This window comes from Streptomyces sp. NPDC055815, from assembly GCF_053616475.1.
Genome location: NZ_JBSHDU010000031.1, coordinates 77176 through 97359, shown reverse-complemented (window position 1 = coordinate 97359; position 20184 = coordinate 77176). Strand labels below are relative to the sequence as shown.

The window sequence follows — 20184 nt, the reverse complement described above, 5'->3', positions numbered from 1 at the left end:
TTTTTAATTTCCACCCTGTTATTGGGGGGGGGGGGCGCCGCGCGCGGGGGGGGGGGGGCCGGGCGCGGCAAAACCCGGGGCCCCGGCCCCCCCACGCCGGTGCTGGAGTGACCGGCATGGAACCCCAGCACCTTCGTGACCTGTACGACCTCCAGCTCCGGCAGGAGGCCCGCCCCGACGGGCCCGGATGCCGCGTCGAACGCGTCGGCGTCGTCGTCCGGCAGACCGGCCCCGCGCACGCGTGGAACGGCGTCCTCTGGTCCGGCGTCGACGCCGGCGACGCCGACCGCGCCATCGCCGCACAGGTGGAGCACTACCGCGCCGCCGGCCTGTCCTTCGAGTGGAAGCTGTACGGGCACGACACCCCCGCCGACCTCGGCGACCGGCTCCGCGCGGCGGGCTTCACCCCCGAGGAGCCCGAGACCCTGATGGTCGCCGAGGCCGCCGCCCTGCCCGGGGAGGTCCCGCTCCCCGAGGGCGTCGAGCTCAGCGCCGTCACCGACGAGGCCGGGGTCCGCCAGGTGGTCGAGGTCCACGAGCGCGCCTTCGGCACCGACAGCTCCGACATCGGGCGCCAGCTCCTGGACCGGCTCGCGGCCGACCCCGACACGGTCACCGCCGTCGTCGCGCTCGCCGCCGGCGAACCCGTCAGCGCCGCCCGCCTGGAGCTGTACCCCGGCACCGATTTCGCGGGCCTCTGGGGCGGCGGCACCGTCGAGGGCTGGCGCGGCCGCGGCCTCTACCGCGCCCTGGTCGCCCACCGCGCCCGCATCGCGGCCGCCCGGGGGCACCGCTACGTCCAGGTCGACGCGGCGGACACCAGCCGCCCGATCCTCCACCGGCTCGGCTTCCTGACGCTGACGACCACCACGCCGTACGTGTACGAGGTCTGAGCCCGCCTATCCCTGGTCGTGCGCGGTCACCACGGCCCGCAGGAGTCCCGGGAAGCGCTCCTCGAACTCCTCGCGGCGCAGGGCGTTCATGCGCGAGGTGCCGGCGTAGTGCTGGCGGATGAGGCCCGCCTCGCGGAGTACGTGGAAGTGGTGGGTGGCCGTGGACTTGCTGACCGGCAGGTCGATGGTCCCGCAGGCCAGGTCCTCGCCCGCCGCGTACAGCTCGGCGACGATCCGTCGCCTGACCGGGTCGACGAGCGCCTCCAGGACCTGTTGCAGGCCGATCTCGCTCAGGTGGGGGTGGGGCGGGACGCGGTCCCGCCGGCTGGTGCGTGCCGCTGCTGCTGTCATCGTCGTGTCGACCTCCGGAGGCATCGTACGACAGTGGTCAAAGTTTCATGAGCGTCGAAGTTTGACACTCTTCGAACCTTGCGCTTGGCTGGGGCGCGGCGGCGGAGCGGTCCGCGCGCCGACCGAGCGGGGAGGGGAAGCACGATGAGCAAGGCCAGGACGGTGCTGTTCCACGAGTACGGCGGTCCGGAGGTGCTCCGGATCGAGGACGTGGAGGTGGGCGACCCGGGGCCCGGTGAGGTGCTGCTGCGCGTGGAGGCCATCGGCCTCAACCGTGCCGAGGCGCTCTTCCGCGGCGGCCACTACATCGAGCGGGCCCGGAGCTTCCCCGCCCGGCTCGGCCTGGAGGCGTCCGGCGTCGTCGAGGCCCTCGGGGACGGGGTGACCGGGTTCACCGCCGGGCAGGCGGTCAGCGTCGTGCCCTCCTTCTCCATGAACGACCACGGCGTCTACGCCGAGCGCGCGATCGTCCCCGCTTCCTCCCTCGTCCCCCGCCCCGAGGGGCTCGGCCCCGTCGAGGGCGCCGCCGTGTGGATGCCGTACGTCACGGCGTACGGCGGCCTCGTCGAGGTCGGCGGGGCGCGCGCGGGCGACACCCTCGTCCTCACCGGGGCCTCCAGCAGCGTCGGCCTGGCCGCGATCAGGACCGCGCACCGGATCGGCGCCACACCCCTCGCCACCACCCGCACCCGCGCCAAGCGGGACGCCCTGCTCAAGGCGGGCGCGGCCGAGGTGATCGTCACCGAGGAGGAGGACGTCGCCGAACGCGTCCGCGACCTCACCGGCGGGCGCGGCGCCGACCTCGCCTTCGACGGCGTCGCGGGACCCGGCGTCACGGACCTCGTCAGGGCCCTCGCCCCCGGCGGCACCGTGCTGCTCTACGGAGCCGTCAGCGGGCTGCCGACCCCGTACCCCGGCTTCGACCTCGGCATGCCCGCCGTCTCCCTCCGCACCTACACGATGCCGGAGACGACGAGGGACCCGGAGCGGCTGCGCCGGGCCCGCGCCTTCGTCGAGTCCGGGCTGCGCACCGGGTACGTCGAAGCGGCCGTCGACCGGACCTTCGCGCTCGACGACATCGTCGCCGCACATCGGGCCATGGAGGCGGGCCACCAGGTGGGCAAGCTCGTCGTGACCGTGCCCCACTGAGTCGTGACCGTGCCCCACTGAGCGGACGGGGGTGTCAGGCGGTCCAGTGCGCGGGGCGGTCGAAGCCCTCAGGGAGGCGCGTCGCCGCGTTCCCGCGCGCCGAGTTCAGCTGGGGCTGCGTCAGGAAGAGGGCCCCCGTGAGGTCCGCGCCCGACAGATCGGCGTCGCGCAGGTCGGCGCCGATCAGGTCCGCGAGCGACAGGTCCGCCCCCGTGAGGTCGGCGGCGATGAGCAGCGCCCCGCGCAGGTCCGTGCCCCGCAGCTTCGCCCCGCACAGCCGCTTGCCGATCAGGTCCGCCCCGCGGCGGCTCTTCGGACGTCCGCCGGCCGTGGCGCGGACCAGCTCGCTCGTCCGCAGGAGGAGCGGGTTGACCTCGGCGCGGACCGCGGCCACGTCCAGCTTCTCCAGGGCGTCCGGCGTGCCCGCGGTGAGCTCCTCGACCCGGGCCAGCGCGGCCCGCAGCTCGGCGTGGAGGGGGCGGGCCGTCCGCAGCTCCAGGGCCTCCGTGAGGTAGCGCAGCAGCTCGTGCAGCTGGCGCACCACCGGGAACACCTCGTACATCTGCCGGGCCGTCCCGGGAGCCTCGCGCCAGGACACGCCGCCGAACGTCACCTGGGAGACCTGCTGGCCGGCGCCGAAGCAGTCGTACACCGTGCAGCCCTGGAATCCGCTCGGCCGCAGCCGGGTGTGGATGCCGCAGCGGAAGTCCTCCTGGAGGTTCCGGCAGGGATCGCCCGACGACTTGTTCACGGCGAAGTCGGCCGACTTGGCGAAGGGCAGTGCCACGCAGCACAGACCGAAGCAGTTCGCGCAGTCGCCACGCAGGGCGGATTCCCGGGTCTCGGGCACGGTGGAACGGTTCCTTCGCAGTTCGGGGACGGCCCTCCACCGTATCGCGCGACGGCGGTACGGCTGACGGCGAAACCGATTGCGGTGATCCACCGGGACCCGTGAGGATCGGCGGCATGCCGACGTTCACCACATATGACGGAACCGAACTCGCCTACGGCGTCCAGGGGGAGGGGGAGCCGCTCGTCTGCCTGGCCGGCGGGCCGATGCGCGACGCCGGCTACCTCGGGGACCTCGGCGGACTCGCCGCCCACCGCGCCCTCGTCCTCCTCGACGCCCGCGGCACCGGCGCGAGCGCCGAACCCGCCGACCCCGGCACGTACCGCTGCGACCGGCAGGTCGGCGACGTCGAGGCGCTCCGCGTCCATCTCGGCCTGGAGCGGATCGACCTCCTCGGCCACTCGGCGGGCGGAAACCTCGCCGTCCTCTACGCCGCAGCCCACCCCGAGCGGATCCGCTCCCTCGTCCTCGTCACCTCCCTCGGACGCGCCCTCGGCGTCGGGATCACCGACGAGGAGTGGGACACCTCGGTCGAGGTCTTCGCCGACCGGCCCTGGTACCCCGAGGCCAGGGCCGCGGTGGACACCATGGGCCCGGACACCCCGCTGCGGCGCGTCCAGGAGATCACCGCCCCCTTCGCGTACGGCCGCTGGGACGCCGCCGCCCAGGAGCACGCGGCGGCCAACGGGCGCGAGATCAACTGGGACGCCGCCCCCGCCTACCACGGCGAGGGCGCCTACCGGCCGGAGTCGACCCGCCGCGCGCTCGGCGCGCTGACCGCACCCGTCCTGATCCTGGCCGGCGAGTACGACGCGAGTCCGACGCCCGCCAAGGCGGCCGAGGCCGCGGCCCTCTTCCCGCACGCGGAGCTCGTCGTCCAGCCGGGCGCCGGACACTTCCCCTGGGTCGACGACGCCGAGGCCTTCGTCCGCCCGCTCGCCGCCTTCCTCGACCCCGAGGTCGCCACGGTCACCGTGGACGGCGTACGCATCGCCTACCGGGTCGCCGGACCCGAGGACGCCCGCCCCGTCGTCCTCGTCCACGGCCGCGGCAACAACAGCACGACCTGGACGGAGATCAGCGCGGACCTGGCCGCCGACCACCGGGTGTACGCGGTGGACCTGCGCGGCCACGGACTCAGCGACCGCCCCGGCGCCTACGGCTTCGAGGACTTCCGCGACGAACTCGGCGGCTTCCTCAAGGCGCTCGGCCTCACCGGCGCCACCGTCGTCGCCCACTCGATGGGCGGCGCCGCCGCGTACCTCCTCGCCCAGCGCGCCCCCGGCCTCATCGGCCGCCTCGTCCTGGAGGAGGCCCCGGCCTTCGTCCCCCTCGACCCGCCGCGCCCCGTGGCCGAGCGCCCCGAGGGCCCCCTCTCCTTCGACTGGGAGATCGTCACCACCACCGACGCCCAGCTGAACGCCCCCGACCCCGCCTGGCGCGAGGAACTCTCCGCGATCACCGCCCCCACCCTGGTCCTCGCGGGCGGCCCGACCAGCCACATCCCCCAGGAGCAGCTCTCCGTCCTCGCCACCACCATCCCCGACGCCCACCTCGTCACGATCGATGCGGGCCACCTCATCCACAACGCCCGCCCGGCCGAATTCCTCGCCGCGCTGAGGGAGTTCGGAATCTGAGAGGACAGCTGACGTCAATCGACCGCCGTGGTAGGACTGTTCGACATCGCAAACAGTCTGCGACGGGGGAGTGAGACATGGCTGTCACGGTTCCGGGCTGGGCGGACACCCTTCTCGATCTGATCGGGGTGGCCTGGCCGAACGTCGACGAGGACGCGTACCGCGAGATGGCCGACGCGCTCAGGGAGTTCGCGGACGACCTGGAGGACGACGGCCAGCTCGCCAACAACCACGTCGAGCGGCTGTTGTCCTCGGGCCAGGGCGAGGCGATCGACGCGCTCAACGAGCACTGGTCCAAGGTCAAGGGCAAGCACATCAAGGACATCTCCGGTGCGGCCCGCACGATCGCGACCGCCCTGGACACCGCGGCCGGCGCGATCGAGGGGATGAAGCTCGCGGCCCTGGTGCAGCTCGGCTACCTCGCCTCCGAGGCGGGCATCGCGATCTCCCTGATCCCGGTGACCTTCGGCCTGTCGTCGCTGATCGGCGCGGGCGCGATCCGGGCCACGCAGGAGGTGGTCAAGCGGCTGATCAAGGAGTGCGTGGAGGAGGCCGTCGGATACGTGGTGGCGGCGCTGACCGAGCCGGCGGTGGCGGCCCTCGAGGGCATGGCGGCGGACCTGGTCGTGCAGCTGGGCGCGATGGCGATCGGCCTGCAGGACGGAGTGGACCTCGACCAGACCCAGGACGCCGGCAAGGAGGGCTTCAAGGACGGGGTGCAGTCCGGCAAGGAGGCCCTGCAGCTGGCCTCGGCCGGAGGCGGCGGCCCCCAGGGCAGCGGCCTGAAGAACCTGCACATCGAGCACGAGGAACACACCCACGCCTCCACCCAGCTCAACGGCGTCAGCGTGAACATCCACGGCAAGACGACCGGCAAACTCACGAAGGCGAAGACCGCACACGGCCGCACCCGGGGCCGTGACTCGATCGCCGACGCGATCGACCCGATCGCCGACAAGGCGATGGAGGCCCTGACCAAGGCCGCCAAGTCGATGGGCGACCACGTCGGGCAGACGCTCCCGAAGGTCGTCAAGCAGATCTCCGTCGACCACAAGAACACCGACGACGCCCTCCGCGACCGCTTCGCCCGCCAGCGCAAGGGCGACCACGACGAGAACGGCGGCAGCTCCGGGAAGCCCCCGAGCAAGGACGGTCCGCTCCGCTCGCGCCCCGAACCCCTGCGCGACGCCAAGGACGATCCGCGCCGCAACGGCATCCCGCTCGACAGGAAGACCTGCAAGAACGACCCGGTCGACGTGGCGACCGGCGTGATGACGCTCCCGCAGACGGACCTGACACTGCCGGGCACCCTCCCGCTCGCCCTGGAACGCACCCATCTCTCCGACTACCGCTACGGGCAGTGGTTCGGCCGCAGCTGGGCCTCCACGCTCGACGAGCGCATCGAACCCGACCCGGTGGGCGGGGGTGCGGTCTGGGCGAGGGAGGACGGCTCCCTGCTCGTCTACCCGCGGTTACCGCAGCCGGAGGGCGAACCCGTCCTGCCCGTCGAGGGGCCGAGGGTGCCGCTCGCCCACGGCGGCTCGTACGAGGACCTGACCACGTACACCGTCACGGAGCCCGACACCGGCCTCACCCGCTCCTTCACGGGCAGCCCCTACCGGACGTCGAGCGCCTACTGGCTGACCGAACTGACCGACCGCAACGACAACTCCGTCACGTTCTCCCGCCGTTCCGACGGCGCGCCGACCGCCGTCTCGCACAGCGGAGGCTATGTGGTCCGGGTCGCCACCGACGACGACCGCGTCACCTCCCTGGCCGTGAACACGCCGGAGGGCCCGGTGGACGTCGTGTCGTACGGATACGACACGGAGGGAAACCTCGACGCCGTCGTCAACTCCTCGGGCCTGCCGCTGCGCCTCACCTACGACCACGCCGCCCGGGTCACCTCCTGGACCGACCGCAACGGCTCGACGTTCCGCTACGTGTACGACGACGGCGGGCGCGTCGTCGAGACCGTCGGACCCGACGGCTGCCTCTCCTCCGTCTTCGCCTACGACACCGAGCGGCACACGACCCGCTACACCGACTCCACGGGCGCCACCACCGTCTACCTCCTCAACGACCGCCTCCAGGTCGTCGCCGAGACCGACCCGCTCGGCAACACCGTCAGCCAGGCCTGGGACCGGTACGACCGGCTCCTGAGCCGTACCGACACCCACGGCAGGACCGCGACCTGGGCGTGGGACGACGACGGGCGCCTCACGGCCGTCACCACGCCCGGCGGCGCCGTGACGACGGCCGAGTACGACGCACTCGGCATGCCGGTGAGGATGACCGCGCCGAACGGCGCGCGCTGGACCCGGACGTACGACGAACGCGGCAACCAGCTGTCGCTGACGGGCCCGGACGGCGCCACCGTCCGCTTCACGTACGACGGGCGCGGCGCCCTGCTCTCGGTCACCGACATCGACGACCGCACGGAGACCTTCGTACCGGACCGCGCGGGTCTGCCGCTCTCCCAGACCGACCCGGCCGGGAACACCGTCACGTTCACCCGCGACGCCTTCGGCCGCCCGGTCACCGCCGACGCGGGCGGCGCCGTCACCACGCTCGAATGGACCGTCGAGGGCCTGCCGGCGCGGCGGACCACTCCGGACGGCACCACGCACACCTGGGAGTACGACGGCGAGGGCAACTGCGTCGCCGAGACCGATCCCACCGGACGCACCCTCCACGCGTACACGCACTTCGACCGCCCCTCGGCCCGGACCACCCCCGACGGAGCACGCCACGAGTTCGGCTACGACACCGAACTGCGCCTCACCGAGGTCCGCAACGCCGCGGGCCGCGCCTGGCGTTACGCCTACGACACCGTCGGCCGCGTCGTCTCGGAGACCGACTTCGACGGCCGGACGGTCCATTACGCCTACGACGCGGCAAGCCGGTGGAGCGCGCGGACGAACGCCCTCGGCCAGACCGTCACGCACCACTTCGACGACGACGGCCGGCTGGTCGGCAAGGACGCGGACGGCATTCTCACCCGCCTCACGTACGACGTGATGGGACGGCTGACCTCTGCGATCTCACCGCACTCCGCCCTCACGATCGAACGGGACGACCGCGGCCGGGTGACCGCAGAGACCGTCGACGGCCGCACCACCCGCTTCACCCACGACGCGCTCGGCCGGCGCACCGGCCGGACCACACCGGCCGGCGTCACCACCACGCTGACGTACGACGCGGACGGGAACCGCTCCGCGCTCGACCTCGCCGGCCACACCCTGGACTTCACCCACGACGCGCTCGGCCGGGAGGTGAGCCGCTCCCTCGGGTCACCGGACGACCCGGTGACCCTCTCCACCGACTGGGACGGCTCCGGCAGGATCCGGGAGCAGACGCTGGCCCTGCCGGGCCGTCTGCTGCGCTCCCGCGCGTACGACTACCGGCCCGACGACCGGGTGCGGGCCGTCACCGACCTGATCACGGGGCACACCCGCGCCTTCGACCGCGATCCGGCGGGACGCGCGCTGCGGATCGACGCCCCTGGCTGGACCGAGACGTACGCCTACGACGTCGAGGGCAACCAGACCTCGGCCCAGTGGCCGGACCGCGCGCCGCATCCCGAGTCGCGGGGCCCCCGCGGGTACGAGGGGACGGCCGTCCGCTCCGCCGGGTCCACGGGCTACACCCACGACGCCGCGGGGCGCGTCGTCGAGCGGCGCAGGAAGAGGCTCTCCCGCAGGCCCGACGTCTGGCGGTACACCTGGGACGCCGAGGACCGGCTGACCTCGTGCACCACACCCGACGGCGTGCTCTGGACGTACCTGTACGACGCGTTCGGCCGGCGGACGGCGAAGCGGCGCCACGGCCCGGACGGGGCCGTCGTCGCCGAGACGCTGTTCACCTGGGACGACGGGCGCCTCGTGGAACAGACGGACAGCTCCACCACCCTGACCTGGGAGCACGACGGCCACCGCCCGCTGGCGCAGTTCGAGCACCGTGCCCCCGCCCCGGCCGGGGCGGGCGAGGCCGGGCCGGGTCCGTCCGGCGGCGGCCCGGCCGGGATCGACGCACGGTTCTTCGCGATCGTGACCGACCTGATCGGCACCCCCACCGAACTCGTCGACGAGACGGGCAGGATCGCCTGGCACAGCCGTGCCACCCACTGGGGCGTCACCAGCTGGAACCAGGACGCCGACGCGTACACGCCGTTCCGCTTCCCCGGCCAGTACGCGGACCCGGAGACCGGGCTCCACTACAACTACTTCCGGCACTACGACCCGGAGGCCGGCCAGTACGTCACCCCCGACCCGCTGGGTCTCGATCCCGCGCCCAGTCCCGTCGGCTACATCGCCGACCCGCTCACCGAGGCCGACCCCCTGGGCCTCGCGCCGTGCCTCCAGGCGCTCCAGGACATGGCCACGAAGATCGCGAACGTGCTGCCGGAGGACAAGCGGAAGTACCAGACCGTCGCGATCATCCACGCGATCACCCCGAAGGGGCCCCGCATGTTCGTCGCGGGCACCAGCAAGGTGCCGTTGAACAAGGCCCAGCTGAAGCTGGCCGAGGAGATGGGGCTCATCCCGATCCCGTCGGACGAGTACCTGCCCAAACCCCCGCCCCACGAACGCGGCGGCCACGCCGAGCAGAACATCCTCCACTTCCTGAACCGGAGGAACCAGGCGAACGGCGGGGAGAGCTGGCTCCCCACGCACGGCGCCGCGTCCCGGCCGGTCTGCCCGGACGTGTGCCCGCCGATCATCAAGGCCGCCGCCGGCGGTGGCAGGATCCTCACGTACATCCAGCCCAACGGCACCTATCTCACGTTCTACTGGCCCGACAACTATCTGAGGAAGAAGTAGGAAGACCATGGAGTACGAAGCCGTCGAAGCCGAGCCCACCGCCTCCGAGGACCTGCCGGGGCTCGGCTCGGCGCTGGGACAGCTCGACTGTCTGCTCGTCCGGGACCACGCCCACTGGATCGTCGCCCGGAACGGGGCGTCCGTGGAGGTGGGCCGTGTCTCGGGCGACACCGGTGCGGTCTTCGACACGCGGTACGGTGCCCGGATCGCCGGCGAGGAGGGCGTGTCCGTCAGCCCCGTACCGGGCGGCGGACTGGCCGTGAGCGGCAGGGACTCCGTCACCGTCCAGGAGGCGGACGGAACCGTCCGGTGGACCTTCGCGCACCGCCCGTGGCCGAGCGGAGCCCGCGGCGCGAGTGCCCCGGACACCTCGGGGACCGCCCTGCTCGCGGTCGTACCACCCGCCCTGGAGACCGACCGGACCGAAGTGCTCGTGGCCCTGGACCTGGCGACCGGCGCGCTCCTGGCCGAGACGCCGCTCCCGACGACCTGGGGGACGTACGAGTTCCAGCAACCGCTCGGCCCGGCCGCGTCACGGGACCTCTTCCTCGACGCGGCGCAGGGACAGGAGGAGGCCTACTCCCTGCTCGTCTCCGTCACGGGGAAGGAACTCGCGGTCACGCGGGTCGGCGACTACGACGAACCCTTCACGGGCAGCAGCGACCGGTCCGGCGCCTTCCTGACCGTCGCCGTCGCCGGCGAACAGCTCTCCCGCTACGACGTCCCCGCACACCCCCGGACGGTGGTGAAGGCGGACGACGTCCTTCCCGGCGGCCTGGTCTTCATGGGGCGGCCCGCCTTCCTCGACGGGGCACGGGTCCTCGCCGCCGTGGGCGAAGACCCGTGGGAGGAGGAGTGCCGGCACGTGCTGCTCGACGCCGTGGACCTGCGCCCGCGGGCCGAGATCACGTATCCGCAGGGCATCGAGGCGGTGTCCCGGGTACTGCCCCTGGGCGACGGCACCTGGCTCACCTTCGACGGGGACACGGTGCGCCGCTGGCGCACCGGCTGACCGCTTCAGGGAGTGTCTGCCTCAGGGGGCGTCTGCTTCAGGGAGTGTCCGCTTCAGGGGTGTCCGCCTCCACCGCCACCGCGCGGGCCCAGCGGTAGTCCGCCTTGCCGCTGGGGGAGCGCTGGATGCGGTCGGTGAGGACCAGCTGGCGGGGGACCTTGTAGCCCGCCAGCTGGCGGCGGCAGTGGGTCTGGAGGGCCTCCAGGTCCAGCGGTGCCGCCCCGGAGCGGAGCTGGACGACGGCGGCCACGTGGTTGCCCCAGGTCGCGTCCGGCACGCCGGCGACCAGGGCGTCGTACACGTCGGGGTGGGACTTCAGGGCCTGCTCCACCTCCTCCGGATACACCTTCTCGCCGCCGGTGTTGATGCACTGCGAGCCGCGGCCCAGGACGGTCACGACGCCCTGCTCGTCCACGGTCGCCATGTCGCCGAGCAGGACCCACCGCACCCCGTCCCGCTCGAAGAAGGTCTCGGCGGTCTTGGCGGGGTCGTTGTAGTAGCCGAGCGGGACGTGCCCGCGCTGGGCGAGGCGGCCGGTCTCGCCCGGTGCGACGGGGGTCCGGGTGGCCGGGTCGACGACCTGGGTGCGTTCGTTGACGTGCAGCCGGAAGCCCTTGGCCGGGCCGGAGTCGTCGGTGGCGCGCCCGTTGGAACCGGACTCGGTGGAGCCGAAGTTGTTGAGCAGCAGGACGTTCGGCATCAGCTCCTGGAGCTGGGCCCGTACCGTCTCCGACATGATCGCCCCGGACGAGGAGAGGCTGAAGAGGGCGGAGAGGTCGGTGCCCTTGAGCGGTCCGCGCAGCGCGTCCACGAGCGGGCGCAGCATCGCGTCCCCCACCAGGGAGATGCTGGAGACCTTCTCCTTCTCCAGGGTGCGCAGCACCTCCTCGGGCACGTACTTGCGGTGCAGCACGACCCGCTGCCCGTAGTTGAGGGCGATGAACGCGGTGAGGGTGGACGTGCCGTGCATCAGCGGCGGCGCGGGGAAGAAGGTGATGCCCGCGCCGCCGGCCGCGACCCGCTCCGCCAGCTCCTCGGGCCGCTTCACCGGCTCGCCCGAGGGGTCGCCCCCGAACAGCCCCGCGAAGAACAGGTCCTCCTGGCGCCACAGGACGCCCTTGGGCATGCCGGTCGTGCCGCCCGTGTAGATGATGAACAGGTCGTCGGGGGAGCGGGAGCCGAAACCGCGGTCGGGCGAGCCGGCGGCCTCCGCCTCGGCGAACGGCACGCAGTCGAGCGCCGGGGCGTCCTCGAATTCGGCGCCGTGCTGCGCAGCAGCTCCTTGAGGGGTGGTGGTCGGGCGACGGGCGGGCCCCACCCGCACGAGGTGCCGCAGCTTCTCCGTCTGCGGCAGCGCCGCCGCGACCCGGCCCGTGAACTCGGCGTCGAAGACGAGCGCCGCCAGGTCGGCGTCCCGGTAGAGGTAGACGAGCTCCTCCTCCACGTACCGGTAGTTCACGTTGACCGGCACGATCCGGGCCTTGAGGCAGGCGAGCACGGTCTGGAGGTACTCGACGCCGTTGTACAGGTGGAGTCCGAGGTGCTCGCCGGGCCGGATGCCCGCGTCGATCAGGTGGTGCGCGATCCGGTTGGCGGCGGCGTCGAGCTCGGCGTAGGTGAGCCGCCGCTCCGCGCCCGTGCCGGGATGGTCGACGTACACCAGCGCCTCGCGGTCGGGGACCACGTCGACGACCGATTCGAACAGGTCGGCAAGGTTGTACTCCACCGTTCCTCCTGACCCCGGTTCGCTGGTTCACACGGACGTGGCGGTCATTAGAGCGCCGACCGGTCACGGGGGGAAGGGGGTGCGCAGAAGAATCTGACTGAGTGTCAGAAAACTATTGAACTGGACCCCCGGCTCCTGCAACCTGTTCCAGAACTGGAGACGGGAGACCCCCATGGGCGGCACCGAACACCTCAGCGTCCGGCGCGAAGGCGCCACGCTCGTCCTCACCTTGAACCGGCCCGAGGCCAAGAACGCCCTCTCGCTGCCGATGCTCGTCGGCCTGTACGACGGCTGGCTGGAGGCCGACGCCGACGACGGCGTCCGCTCGATCGTCCTCACCGGCGCGGGCGGATCCTTCTGCGCGGGCATGGACCTCAAGGCCCTCGCCGGGAAGGGCATGGCGGGCGAGCAGTACCGAGACCGGCTCAAGGCCGACCCCGACCTGCACTGGAAGGCGATGCTCCGCCACCACCGGCCCCGCAAGCCCGTCATCGCGGCCGTCGAGGGGTACTGCGTCGCCGGCGGCACCGAGATCCTGCAGGGCACCGACATCCGGATCGCGGCCGCCTCCGCCACCTTCGGCCTCTTCGAGGTCCGGCGCGGCCTCTTCCCCATCGGCGGCTCCACCGTCCGCCTGCCCCGCCAGATCGCCCGCACCCACGCCCTCGAAATGCTCCTCACCGGCCGCCCGTACAGCGCCGAGGAGGCCGCCGCCATCGGCCTCGTCGGCCGCGTCGTCCCCGACGGCACCGCCCTGGACGCCGCCCTCGACATCGCCGAACGCATCAACGCGTGCGGGCCGCTGGCCGTCGAGGCGGTCAAGGCGTCCGTCTACGAGACGGCGGAGCTGACCGAGACGGAGGGGCTCGCCGCCGAGCTGAAGAGGGGGTGGCCGGTCTTCGACACGGCGGACGCGAAGGAGGGGGCGAGGGCGTTCGCCGAGAAGCGGGCGCCGGTGTATCGCCGGGAGTGAGGTCTGCCCTCGATCAGGGGCCGGGGAGACGCCCCGCGTAGCCGCCCCACCCCCACCCGACCCCCGCCACCCCACCAAGGAGCCCCGCATGACCGTCACCGACCCGCCGGAGGCCCTCCGCGCGCCCCTCGTCGTCGAGTTCCCCTTCACCCGCTCCCTCGGCCCCGTCCAGTCCGCCTTCCTCACCGGACTCCGCGAGCGCACCGTCCTCGGCGTACGCACCGAGGCGGGAGCGGTGCTCGTCCCGCCCGTCGAGTACGACCCCGCCACCGCCGCCGAACTCCGCGAGCTCGTCGAGGTCGCCGCCACCGGCACCGTCACCACCTGGGCCTGGAACCCCGAGCCCCGCCCCGGGCAGCCCCTCGCGACGCCTTTCGCCTGGGTCCTGGTCCGCCTCGACGGCGCCGACACCGCCCTGCTCCACGCCCTCGACGCCCCCGGCCCCGAAGCCGTCCGCACCGGCCTGCGGGTGCGGATCCGCTGGGCCGACGAACGGGCCGGCGCCATCACGGACATCGCCTGCTTCGAGCCGTACGAGAGCACCGCGGGGGACGAACCCACCGCCCACGACGGCCGGTTCGACGACCCGGTGACCGGCATCGTCGCCCCCGCCCGCCTCGACTACACGTACAGCCCCGGCCGCGCCCAGACCCGCTATCTGCACGGGCTCGCCGAGCGCCGCACCGTCGGCGAACGCTGCCCCTCCTGCGCCAAGGTGTACGTGCCACCCCGCGGCGCCTGCCCCACCTGCGGCGTCGCCACCACCGACCAGGTCGAGGTCGGGCCCCGCGGCACCGTCACCACCTTCTGCATCGTCAACATCAAGGCGCGGAACGCCGAGAACGCCGCCATCGAGGTCCCGTACGTCTACGCCCACATCGCCCTCGACGGCGCCGGGCTCGCCCTCCACGGCCGCATCGCCGGCATCCCCTACGACCAGGTCCGGATGGGCCTGCGCGTCGAACCCGTGTGGAGCGAGGACGGCCGCTACCCCGACCACTACCGGCCCACCGGCGAGCCCGACGCCGACTACGACACGTACAAGGAGCTGCTATGAGCCGGGACGTGGCGATCGTCGCCTTCGCCCAGAGCGACCACCGACGGCACACCGACGACCTCTCCGAGGTCGAGATGGTGATGCCCGTCCTGCACGAGGTGCAGCGGCAGACCGGCCTGAAGGCCGCCGACATCGGCTTCACCTGCTCCGGTTCCTCCGACTACCTCGCCGGGCGGGCCTTCTCCTTCACCATGGCCCTCGACGGCGTCGGCGCCTGGCCGCCGATCTCCGAGTCCCACGTCGAGACGGACGGCGCCTGGGCGCTCTACGAGGCCTGGGTGAAGCTCCTCACCGGAGAGGCGGACACGGCACTCGTCTACTCCTACGGCAAGTCCTCGCCGGGTTCCGTCCGCGACGTCCTCACCCGCCAGCTCGACCCGTACTACCTCGCCCCCCTCTGGCCCGACTCCGTCGCCCTCGCCGCCCTCCAGGCCCAGGCCCTCGTCGACGCCGGCGACACCGACGAACCCGCCCTCGCCGCGATCGCCGCCCGCAGCCGCGAGGACGCCCGCACGAACCCCCACGCCCAGCTGCCGGGCGCCCGCCCCCAGGGCGGGTACGCCGTCCAGCCCCTCCGTACCGGCGACTGCCCGCCCATCGGCGACGGCGCCGCCGCCGTGATCCTCGCCGCCGGCGACCGGGCCCGCGAGCTGTGCGAGCGCCCCGCCTGGATCCGGGGCATGGACCACCGCATCGAGGCCCACTCCCTCGGCGTCCGCGACCTCACCGACTCGCCGTCCACCCGCCTCGCCGCCGAACGCGCCGGAGCCTTCGACCGGCCCGTCGACACCGCCGAGATCCACGCGCCCTTCACCTCCCAGGAGGTCGTCCTGAGGAAGGCCCTCCGGCTCGACGACAGCGTGACGATCAACCCCTCCGGCGGCGCCCTCGCCGCCAATCCCGTCATGGCCGCGGGCCTCATCCGGCTCGGCGAGGCCGCCGCCCGCATCCACCGCGGCGAGTCCGACCGCGCCCTCGCCCACGCGACCTCGGGACCCTGCCTCCAGCAGAACCTCGTCGCGGTCCTGGAAGGAGACACCCGTGGCTGAAGAGCCCGTGGCCGTCGTCGGCATCGGCCAGACCAAGCACGTCGCCGCCCGCAGGGACGTCTCGATCGCCGGACTCGTCCGCGAGGCCGCCCTCCGCGCCCTCGCCGACGCGGAGCTGACCTGGGCGGACATCGACGCCGTCGTCATCGGCAAGGCCCCCGACTTCTTCGAGGGCGTCATGATGCCGGAGCTGTACCTCGCCGACGCGCTCGGCGCGGTCGGCAAACCCATGCTCCGGGTGCACACCGCCGGCTCGGTCGGCGGTTCCACCGCGCTCGTCGCCGCCAACCTGGTCTCCGCGCGCGTGCACCGCACCGTCCTCACCCTCGCCTTCGAGAAGCAGTCCGAGTCCAACGCCATGTGGGGCCTCTCCCTGCCCGTCCCCTTCCAGCAGCCGCTGCTCGCCGGCGCCGGCGGCTTCTTCGCCCCGCACGTGCGCGCGTACATGCGCCGCACCGGCGCCCCCGACACGATCGGCTCCCTCGTCGCGTACAAGGACCGGCGCAACGCGCTCAAGAACCCGTACGCCCACCTCCACGAGCACGACCTCACCCTGGAGAAGGTCCAGGCCTCCCCGATGCTCTGGGACCCGATCCGCTACTCCGAGACCTGCCCCTCCTCGGACGGCGCCTGCGCCATGATCCTCACCGACCGCGCGGGCGCCGACCGCGCGCCGCGGCCGCCCGCCTGGGTGCACGGCGGGGCCATGCGCAGCGAACCCACCCTCTTCGCCGGCAAGGACTTCGTCTCCCCGCGGGCCGGCCGGGACTGCGCCGCCGACGTCTACCGGCAGGCCGGCATCACCGACCCCCGGCGGGAGATCGACGCCGTCGAGATGTACGTGCCGTTCTCCTGGTACGAACCGATGTGGCTGGAGAACCTGGGCTTCGCCGCGGAGGGCGAGGGCTGGAAGCTCACCGAGGCCGGCGTGACCGAACTCGACGGCGACCTCCCCGTGAACCCCTCGGGCGGGGTGCTCTCCACCAACCCCATCGGAGCCTCCGGGATGATCCGCTTCGCCGAGGCCGCGCTCCAGGTACGGGGGGACGCCGGCGCGCACCAGGTCGAGGGCGCCCGCCGGGCCCTGGGACACGCCTACGGGGGCGGCGCCCAGTTCTTCTCCATGTGGCTCGTGGGGGACACCCCGCCCACCGGCTGAGCCCGCCGCCGGGGTCCGCGAGCCCTCCGCGCGTCGGGGTCCCGCCCCGGGCGCCCGGCCGGTGCGGAGACGCTCACCGCCCGTGAGCGGACCGCCGCCGGCCAGGGCTCGCCCGAGGCGGCCGCCCGGCGCGTCGCGGTACGTGCCGGGGCACGTACCATGGCCGTATGTCCTTCCTCCGCCGCCGCAGCGCCGCCACACCCGCGGGCCCGGACTTCGACGTCCTGGCCATGGATCCGGGGGACTGGCCCGGCAATCTCGGCGCCGGTCTGCTGCCCGCCCCCGACGGTTCCTGCCAGGGCGTGTTCCTCCGCTACGACCTGTTCGGCGGCCGCGGACCCGCGATGATCATCGGCAACCTCCCGGCCGGCTCCCCGGCGCGCGAGCTCGCCGACGGCCAGATCCCCTTCGAGGTGGCGCAGCTCCTCGCCGCCCTGGAGAACGACGAGCCGGTCGAGGTCCTCGACACCGAGGACATGCCCGTCATGCAGGGCGACAACCTCCTCATCGTGCGCCGCCTCAAGCTCTCCGAGAGCCGCATCTCCTGCGTCCAGTTCGACCGCAGCGACAACGTCCTCGTGACGATCGCCAGTTGGGACCGGCCGATCACCGACGACCTGTACGCACTGCTCAAGCCGCTGCCCGCCGAGCTGTTCCAGCAGGGCTGACGGGGGAAGCGGGGGCCGATGAGCGCACGCGTCGACGCCTGGATCTGGGCGGTCCGTCTGACCAAGACCCGCTCACAGGCCGCGGCCGCCTGCCGCGCCGGGCACGTCAAGGTCAACGGCGAGCGGGTCAAGCCCGCCCAGGCCGTGAAGCCCGGCGACGAGGTCCGGATCTTCCACGGCGGCCGGGAGCGGATCGTCGAGATCAAGGAGCTCCACATCAAGCGGGTCGGCCCGCCGGTCGCCGCCGAGGCGTACGTGGACAACAGCCCGCCCCCGCCGCCCCGCGAGCACGTCGCCGTCGCGGCCGTGCGCGACCGGGGCGCGGGACGCCCCACCAAGCGCGAGCGCCGCGAGCTCGACGAACTGCGCGGCCGGCGCCCCTGATCCGTACCCGCGGGAGGGCCGCATCCGGGACGTCCCCGGACGCGGCCCTCTGCCGTGCGGCCGCCGTCAGCGGGAGGCGGAGCCGATCAGCGAGGCCACCCGCGCGGCCGAGGTCCCGAGGCCGGTCGGCCCCCGGCCGATCAGCGGGGTGCCGCTGCCCGCGCGGACGTCCTCGGCGCGGTAACGCCGCACCCCCTGATGCCAGTTGAGGATCCCCGCGAGCCAGTCCTCCAGCTCCCGCAGATACGCCTCGAAGGCCGCCCGGCCCTCCTGGTCCAGGCCGAAGTCCTCGTACAGCAGCGGCACTTCACGCTGCTTCAGGTGCTCGTACTGGCGCAACCGGCCCCGCATCAGGTCGTGGACCATCGCCACCGCCGTCGGATAGTCGCAGTCGAAGAACTTCTGCAGCACCAGGACCCCGTTGTGGACCTCGCCCTCGACCTCGATCTCCTTCTGGTACGAGAAGAGGTCGTTGATCAGCGCCCCGTAGTCCATCACCGCGTTCTCCAGGGCGCGCACGGTCCCCGAGCGGTACAGCTCCGGCGGCAGCACCTCCGTACGCCGCAGCCGGGACATCAGCAGCGTCAGCTCCGAGCCGAAGGTGCTGCGGCGCATCTCGATGTAGTCCACCGGATCGGGCACCCGGTGCTGCGCCTGGTTGTGCAGCTCCCACAGCCAGCTGTCCAGCATGGCGTCGATCGCGGTGCGCAGCTGGGCGCGGGCCTCCGGCGCCATGGGGCCCGCGGTCCGCGCCCACAGGTCGGCGAGCGAGCGCTCCATGGGGTTCCCGGCGAGCGCCGCGCCCGCCGCCGGATCCTCCAGGGGCATGCAGGACTTGAACCGGTCGGTCTGCGCCACGGCTCCCGGGAGGTCGCGGGAGCGGCCGAAGACGAACGGGTAGTAGTCGTCCCCGTACGTCCCCCAGGTCAGCCACTGGGCGCTGAGGACCAGCTCCTCCCGGGTGGCGTCCGGGTCGAGTCCCGCCGAGCACAGGGCCAGGTCGAAGCCCTCCGCCAACGGCCGGTCCCAGAGGTCGTCCAGGAGCCCCATCGACTCGGCCCAGTCCAGGGAGACCCGGCGGGCCTCGGCGTGGTGCGGGCTGAGCGCCAGCGGGTACGGCAGCTCGAACTCCGGCAGCAGCGAGGCCCCGACGTGCTGGTGGGGGACGTGCGTGAGCGCGCGCTGCCGGGCGGCGGCGGGCCGGCCGAAGAGGGTGCGGATGTCGAGGGCGGAGGTGCCGATGATCCCGTCCAGGTGCGAAGGGCCGCCGACCATGCCCTCGTTCATGTACCGGCTGGAGCGCATGTGCCACTCGTGCCCGCCGGACTGCCAGTCCTGGAGCCCCTTCGCGTACGCCGCGACGGCCGCGCACTCCGCCGGGCTCAGGCCCTTCTCGGCGGCGAGCAGCGGCACCTCGGTCAGCGCCGTGTTCTCGAACTGCTGGACCCGCGAGGTCAGCAGGTCGTTGACGGCGTTCGCCGCCTCCTGGGTCGTGCAGCCGAGGAAGCGCTCCAGGACCAGGACCCCGTTGCTGTTCTCGCCCTCGTCCTCCACCTCCCGCTGGTACGAGAAGAGGTCGTTGCGCAGGTGCACGGCGTCCGAGAAGGCGTCCCTGAGCACCCGCAGCGGCCGGGAGTACGCCACCTGGGCGGGGACCTCCGCCCCCGCCGCGTACTCCACGAGACCGGCCGACCAGGGCGCGCCGCCCACCTTGCGGCGCATCTCGATGTACTCCAGGGGGTTGGCGACCCGGCCGTCGTTGATGTTGTCGAGCTCCCACAGGGACTCGTTGAGCAGGTGCTCGGTGGCCTCCGCGAACCGCACCCGCCAGCCCTCGGACATCGAGGGGACCGTCCGTCGCCAGAGGTCCGCGAGCCCCGCCTCGACGGGGTTGGTCGGCTCGGGCATGCCCGCCGCCGGGTCCGCCGGCATGAAGAGCGGCAGCCGGTCCAGATAGGCCTTGCTGCCCGCCCGGTCCTGGGTGCGCTTGAAGACCTCGAGGAAGTGGTCGTCGAAGAAGAAGACCCAGGTGTACCAGTCGGTGACGAGGTTCAGCGCCTCCTCGTCACAGTCGGGGTGGGTGTACGAGCAGAGCAGCGCGTAGTCGTGGGAGTCGAGGTCGTGCTCCTCCCAGACGCCCGAGCCCTCCAGCATCCCCATCTCCCGCGCCCAGTCACGCGTGTGCGTGCGGGCGGCCTCCACATGGGGATTGAGCCGGGCCGGATACGGGACATAGAAATCCGGCATGACGAAGGGCTGAGCCATTTCCTGGGGGGCCTTCCGGTGAGCTGGGCCTTTGACCGGCCCAGCCTTACCCGTGGCCCGGACGGCGCACGCGATCTCCCGAATAGTCGTATGAACGACGACGGGGTGGTGGGGGGCCCCGAGGTCGGCCCCCCCCCCCCCCCAAACGGCCCAGAGCCCCCAACCCCCGGGAAACCCCCCCCACACCG

General features: G+C 73.0%; 15 protein-coding genes. 11 read left to right on the top strand and 4 right to left on the bottom strand.

The genetic code is table 11. From position 1 onward, the window contains the following. The first annotated feature begins 116 nt into the window (after window positions 1-116). On the top strand, window positions 117-893 hold the full coding sequence (locus ACWGN5_RS20975) for a GNAT family N-acetyltransferase (RefSeq protein ID WP_453517260.1): 777 nt from the start codon (window positions 117-119) through the stop codon (window positions 891-893). Between the two features lie 6 nt (window positions 894-899). Here ACWGN5_RS20975 and ACWGN5_RS20970 read toward each other — a convergent pair whose 3' ends face one another. Beyond that, complete coding sequence (locus tag ACWGN5_RS20970; protein WP_453517257.1) at window positions 900-1268, bottom strand: ArsR/SmtB family transcription factor; 369 nt, start codon at window positions 1266-1268, stop codon at window positions 900-902. A gap of 120 nt (window positions 1269-1388) precedes the next feature. Between ACWGN5_RS20970 and ACWGN5_RS20965 the strand changes: the two genes are divergently transcribed. Beyond that, window positions 1389-2393, top strand: a complete 1005-nt coding sequence (locus tag ACWGN5_RS20965) for a zinc-dependent alcohol dehydrogenase family protein (protein WP_453517255.1) — start codon at window positions 1389-1391, stop codon at window positions 2391-2393. Between the two features lie 34 nt (window positions 2394-2427). Here ACWGN5_RS20965 and ACWGN5_RS20960 read toward each other — a convergent pair whose 3' ends face one another. Further along, on the bottom strand, window positions 2428-3243 hold the full coding sequence (locus ACWGN5_RS20960; RefSeq protein WP_453517253.1) for a pentapeptide repeat-containing protein: 816 nt from the start codon (window positions 3241-3243) through the stop codon (window positions 2428-2430). A 116-nt stretch (window positions 3244-3359) separates the two neighbouring features. Between ACWGN5_RS20960 and ACWGN5_RS20955 the strand changes: the two genes are divergently transcribed. The 3 genes from ACWGN5_RS20955 (at window position 3360) to ACWGN5_RS20945 (ending at window position 10715) form a co-directional block, all read left to right on the top strand. Continuing rightward, window positions 3360-4880 carry an alpha/beta fold hydrolase gene (locus ACWGN5_RS20955; RefSeq protein ID WP_453517251.1) on the top strand — a complete coding sequence of 507 codons (1521 nt, stop codon included), beginning with the start codon at window positions 3360-3362 and terminating at the stop codon, window positions 4878-4880. 77 nt (window positions 4881-4957) lie between these two features. After that, window positions 4958-9703 carry a DUF6531 domain-containing protein gene (locus tag ACWGN5_RS20950; protein WP_453517249.1) on the top strand — a complete coding sequence of 1582 codons (4746 nt, stop codon included), beginning with the start codon at window positions 4958-4960 and terminating at the stop codon, window positions 9701-9703. Window positions 9704-9710: 7 nt separating this feature from the next. Further along, window positions 9711-10715 (top strand): hypothetical protein, encoded by a 1005-nt coding sequence (locus ACWGN5_RS20945; protein ID WP_453517248.1) that lies wholly within the window; start codon window positions 9711-9713, stop codon window positions 10713-10715. Window positions 10716-10752: 37 nt separating this feature from the next. On the opposite strand, the gene ACWGN5_RS20940 is transcribed toward ACWGN5_RS20945, so the two are convergent. Beyond that, window positions 10753-12441: an acyl-CoA synthetase gene (locus tag ACWGN5_RS20940; protein ID WP_453517245.1), complete on the bottom strand. Its 1689-nt coding sequence runs from the start codon at window positions 12439-12441 to the stop codon at window positions 10753-10755. A 172-nt stretch (window positions 12442-12613) separates the two neighbouring features. Between ACWGN5_RS20940 and ACWGN5_RS20935 the strand changes: the two genes are divergently transcribed. From ACWGN5_RS20935 to ACWGN5_RS20910, 6 genes are all read left to right on the top strand, one after another. Next, window positions 12614-13414, top strand: coding sequence for a crotonase/enoyl-CoA hydratase family protein (locus ACWGN5_RS20935; RefSeq protein ID WP_453517243.1), 801 nt, complete (start codon window positions 12614-12616; stop codon window positions 13412-13414). Between the two features lie 88 nt (window positions 13415-13502). Next, window positions 13503-14471 (top strand): Zn-ribbon domain-containing OB-fold protein, encoded by a 969-nt coding sequence (locus tag ACWGN5_RS20930; protein WP_453517241.1) that lies wholly within the window; start codon window positions 13503-13505, stop codon window positions 14469-14471. Beyond that, a complete protein-coding gene (locus ACWGN5_RS20925) occupies window positions 14468-15520 on the top strand; it encodes a thiolase domain-containing protein (RefSeq protein WP_453517238.1) in 1053 nt (350 codons plus the stop codon). Before ACWGN5_RS20930 ends, ACWGN5_RS20925 begins: the two co-directional genes overlap by 4 nt. After that, entirely contained in the window at window positions 15513-16679 is a 1167-nt protein-coding gene (locus ACWGN5_RS20920; protein ID WP_453517235.1) for a thiolase domain-containing protein, read from the top strand. The genes ACWGN5_RS20925 and ACWGN5_RS20920 overlap by 8 nt, the downstream gene beginning before the upstream one ends. Before the next feature lie 167 nt (window positions 16680-16846). After that, window positions 16847-17347 (top strand): hypothetical protein, encoded by a 501-nt coding sequence (locus ACWGN5_RS20915; protein WP_369142452.1) that lies wholly within the window; start codon window positions 16847-16849, stop codon window positions 17345-17347. 18 nt (window positions 17348-17365) lie between these two features. Further along, the gene (locus ACWGN5_RS20910) at window positions 17366-17731 is read left to right on the top strand and encodes an RNA-binding S4 domain-containing protein (RefSeq protein WP_369142451.1); all 366 of its coding nucleotides are present in this window, start codon (window positions 17366-17368) and stop codon (window positions 17729-17731) included. A gap of 66 nt (window positions 17732-17797) precedes the next feature. Here ACWGN5_RS20910 and ACWGN5_RS20905 read toward each other — a convergent pair whose 3' ends face one another. Next, entirely contained in the window at window positions 17798-19996 is a 2199-nt protein-coding gene (locus ACWGN5_RS20905; RefSeq protein ID WP_453517231.1) for a terpene synthase family protein, read from the bottom strand. Between the last annotated feature and the right edge of the window lie 188 nt (window positions 19997-20184).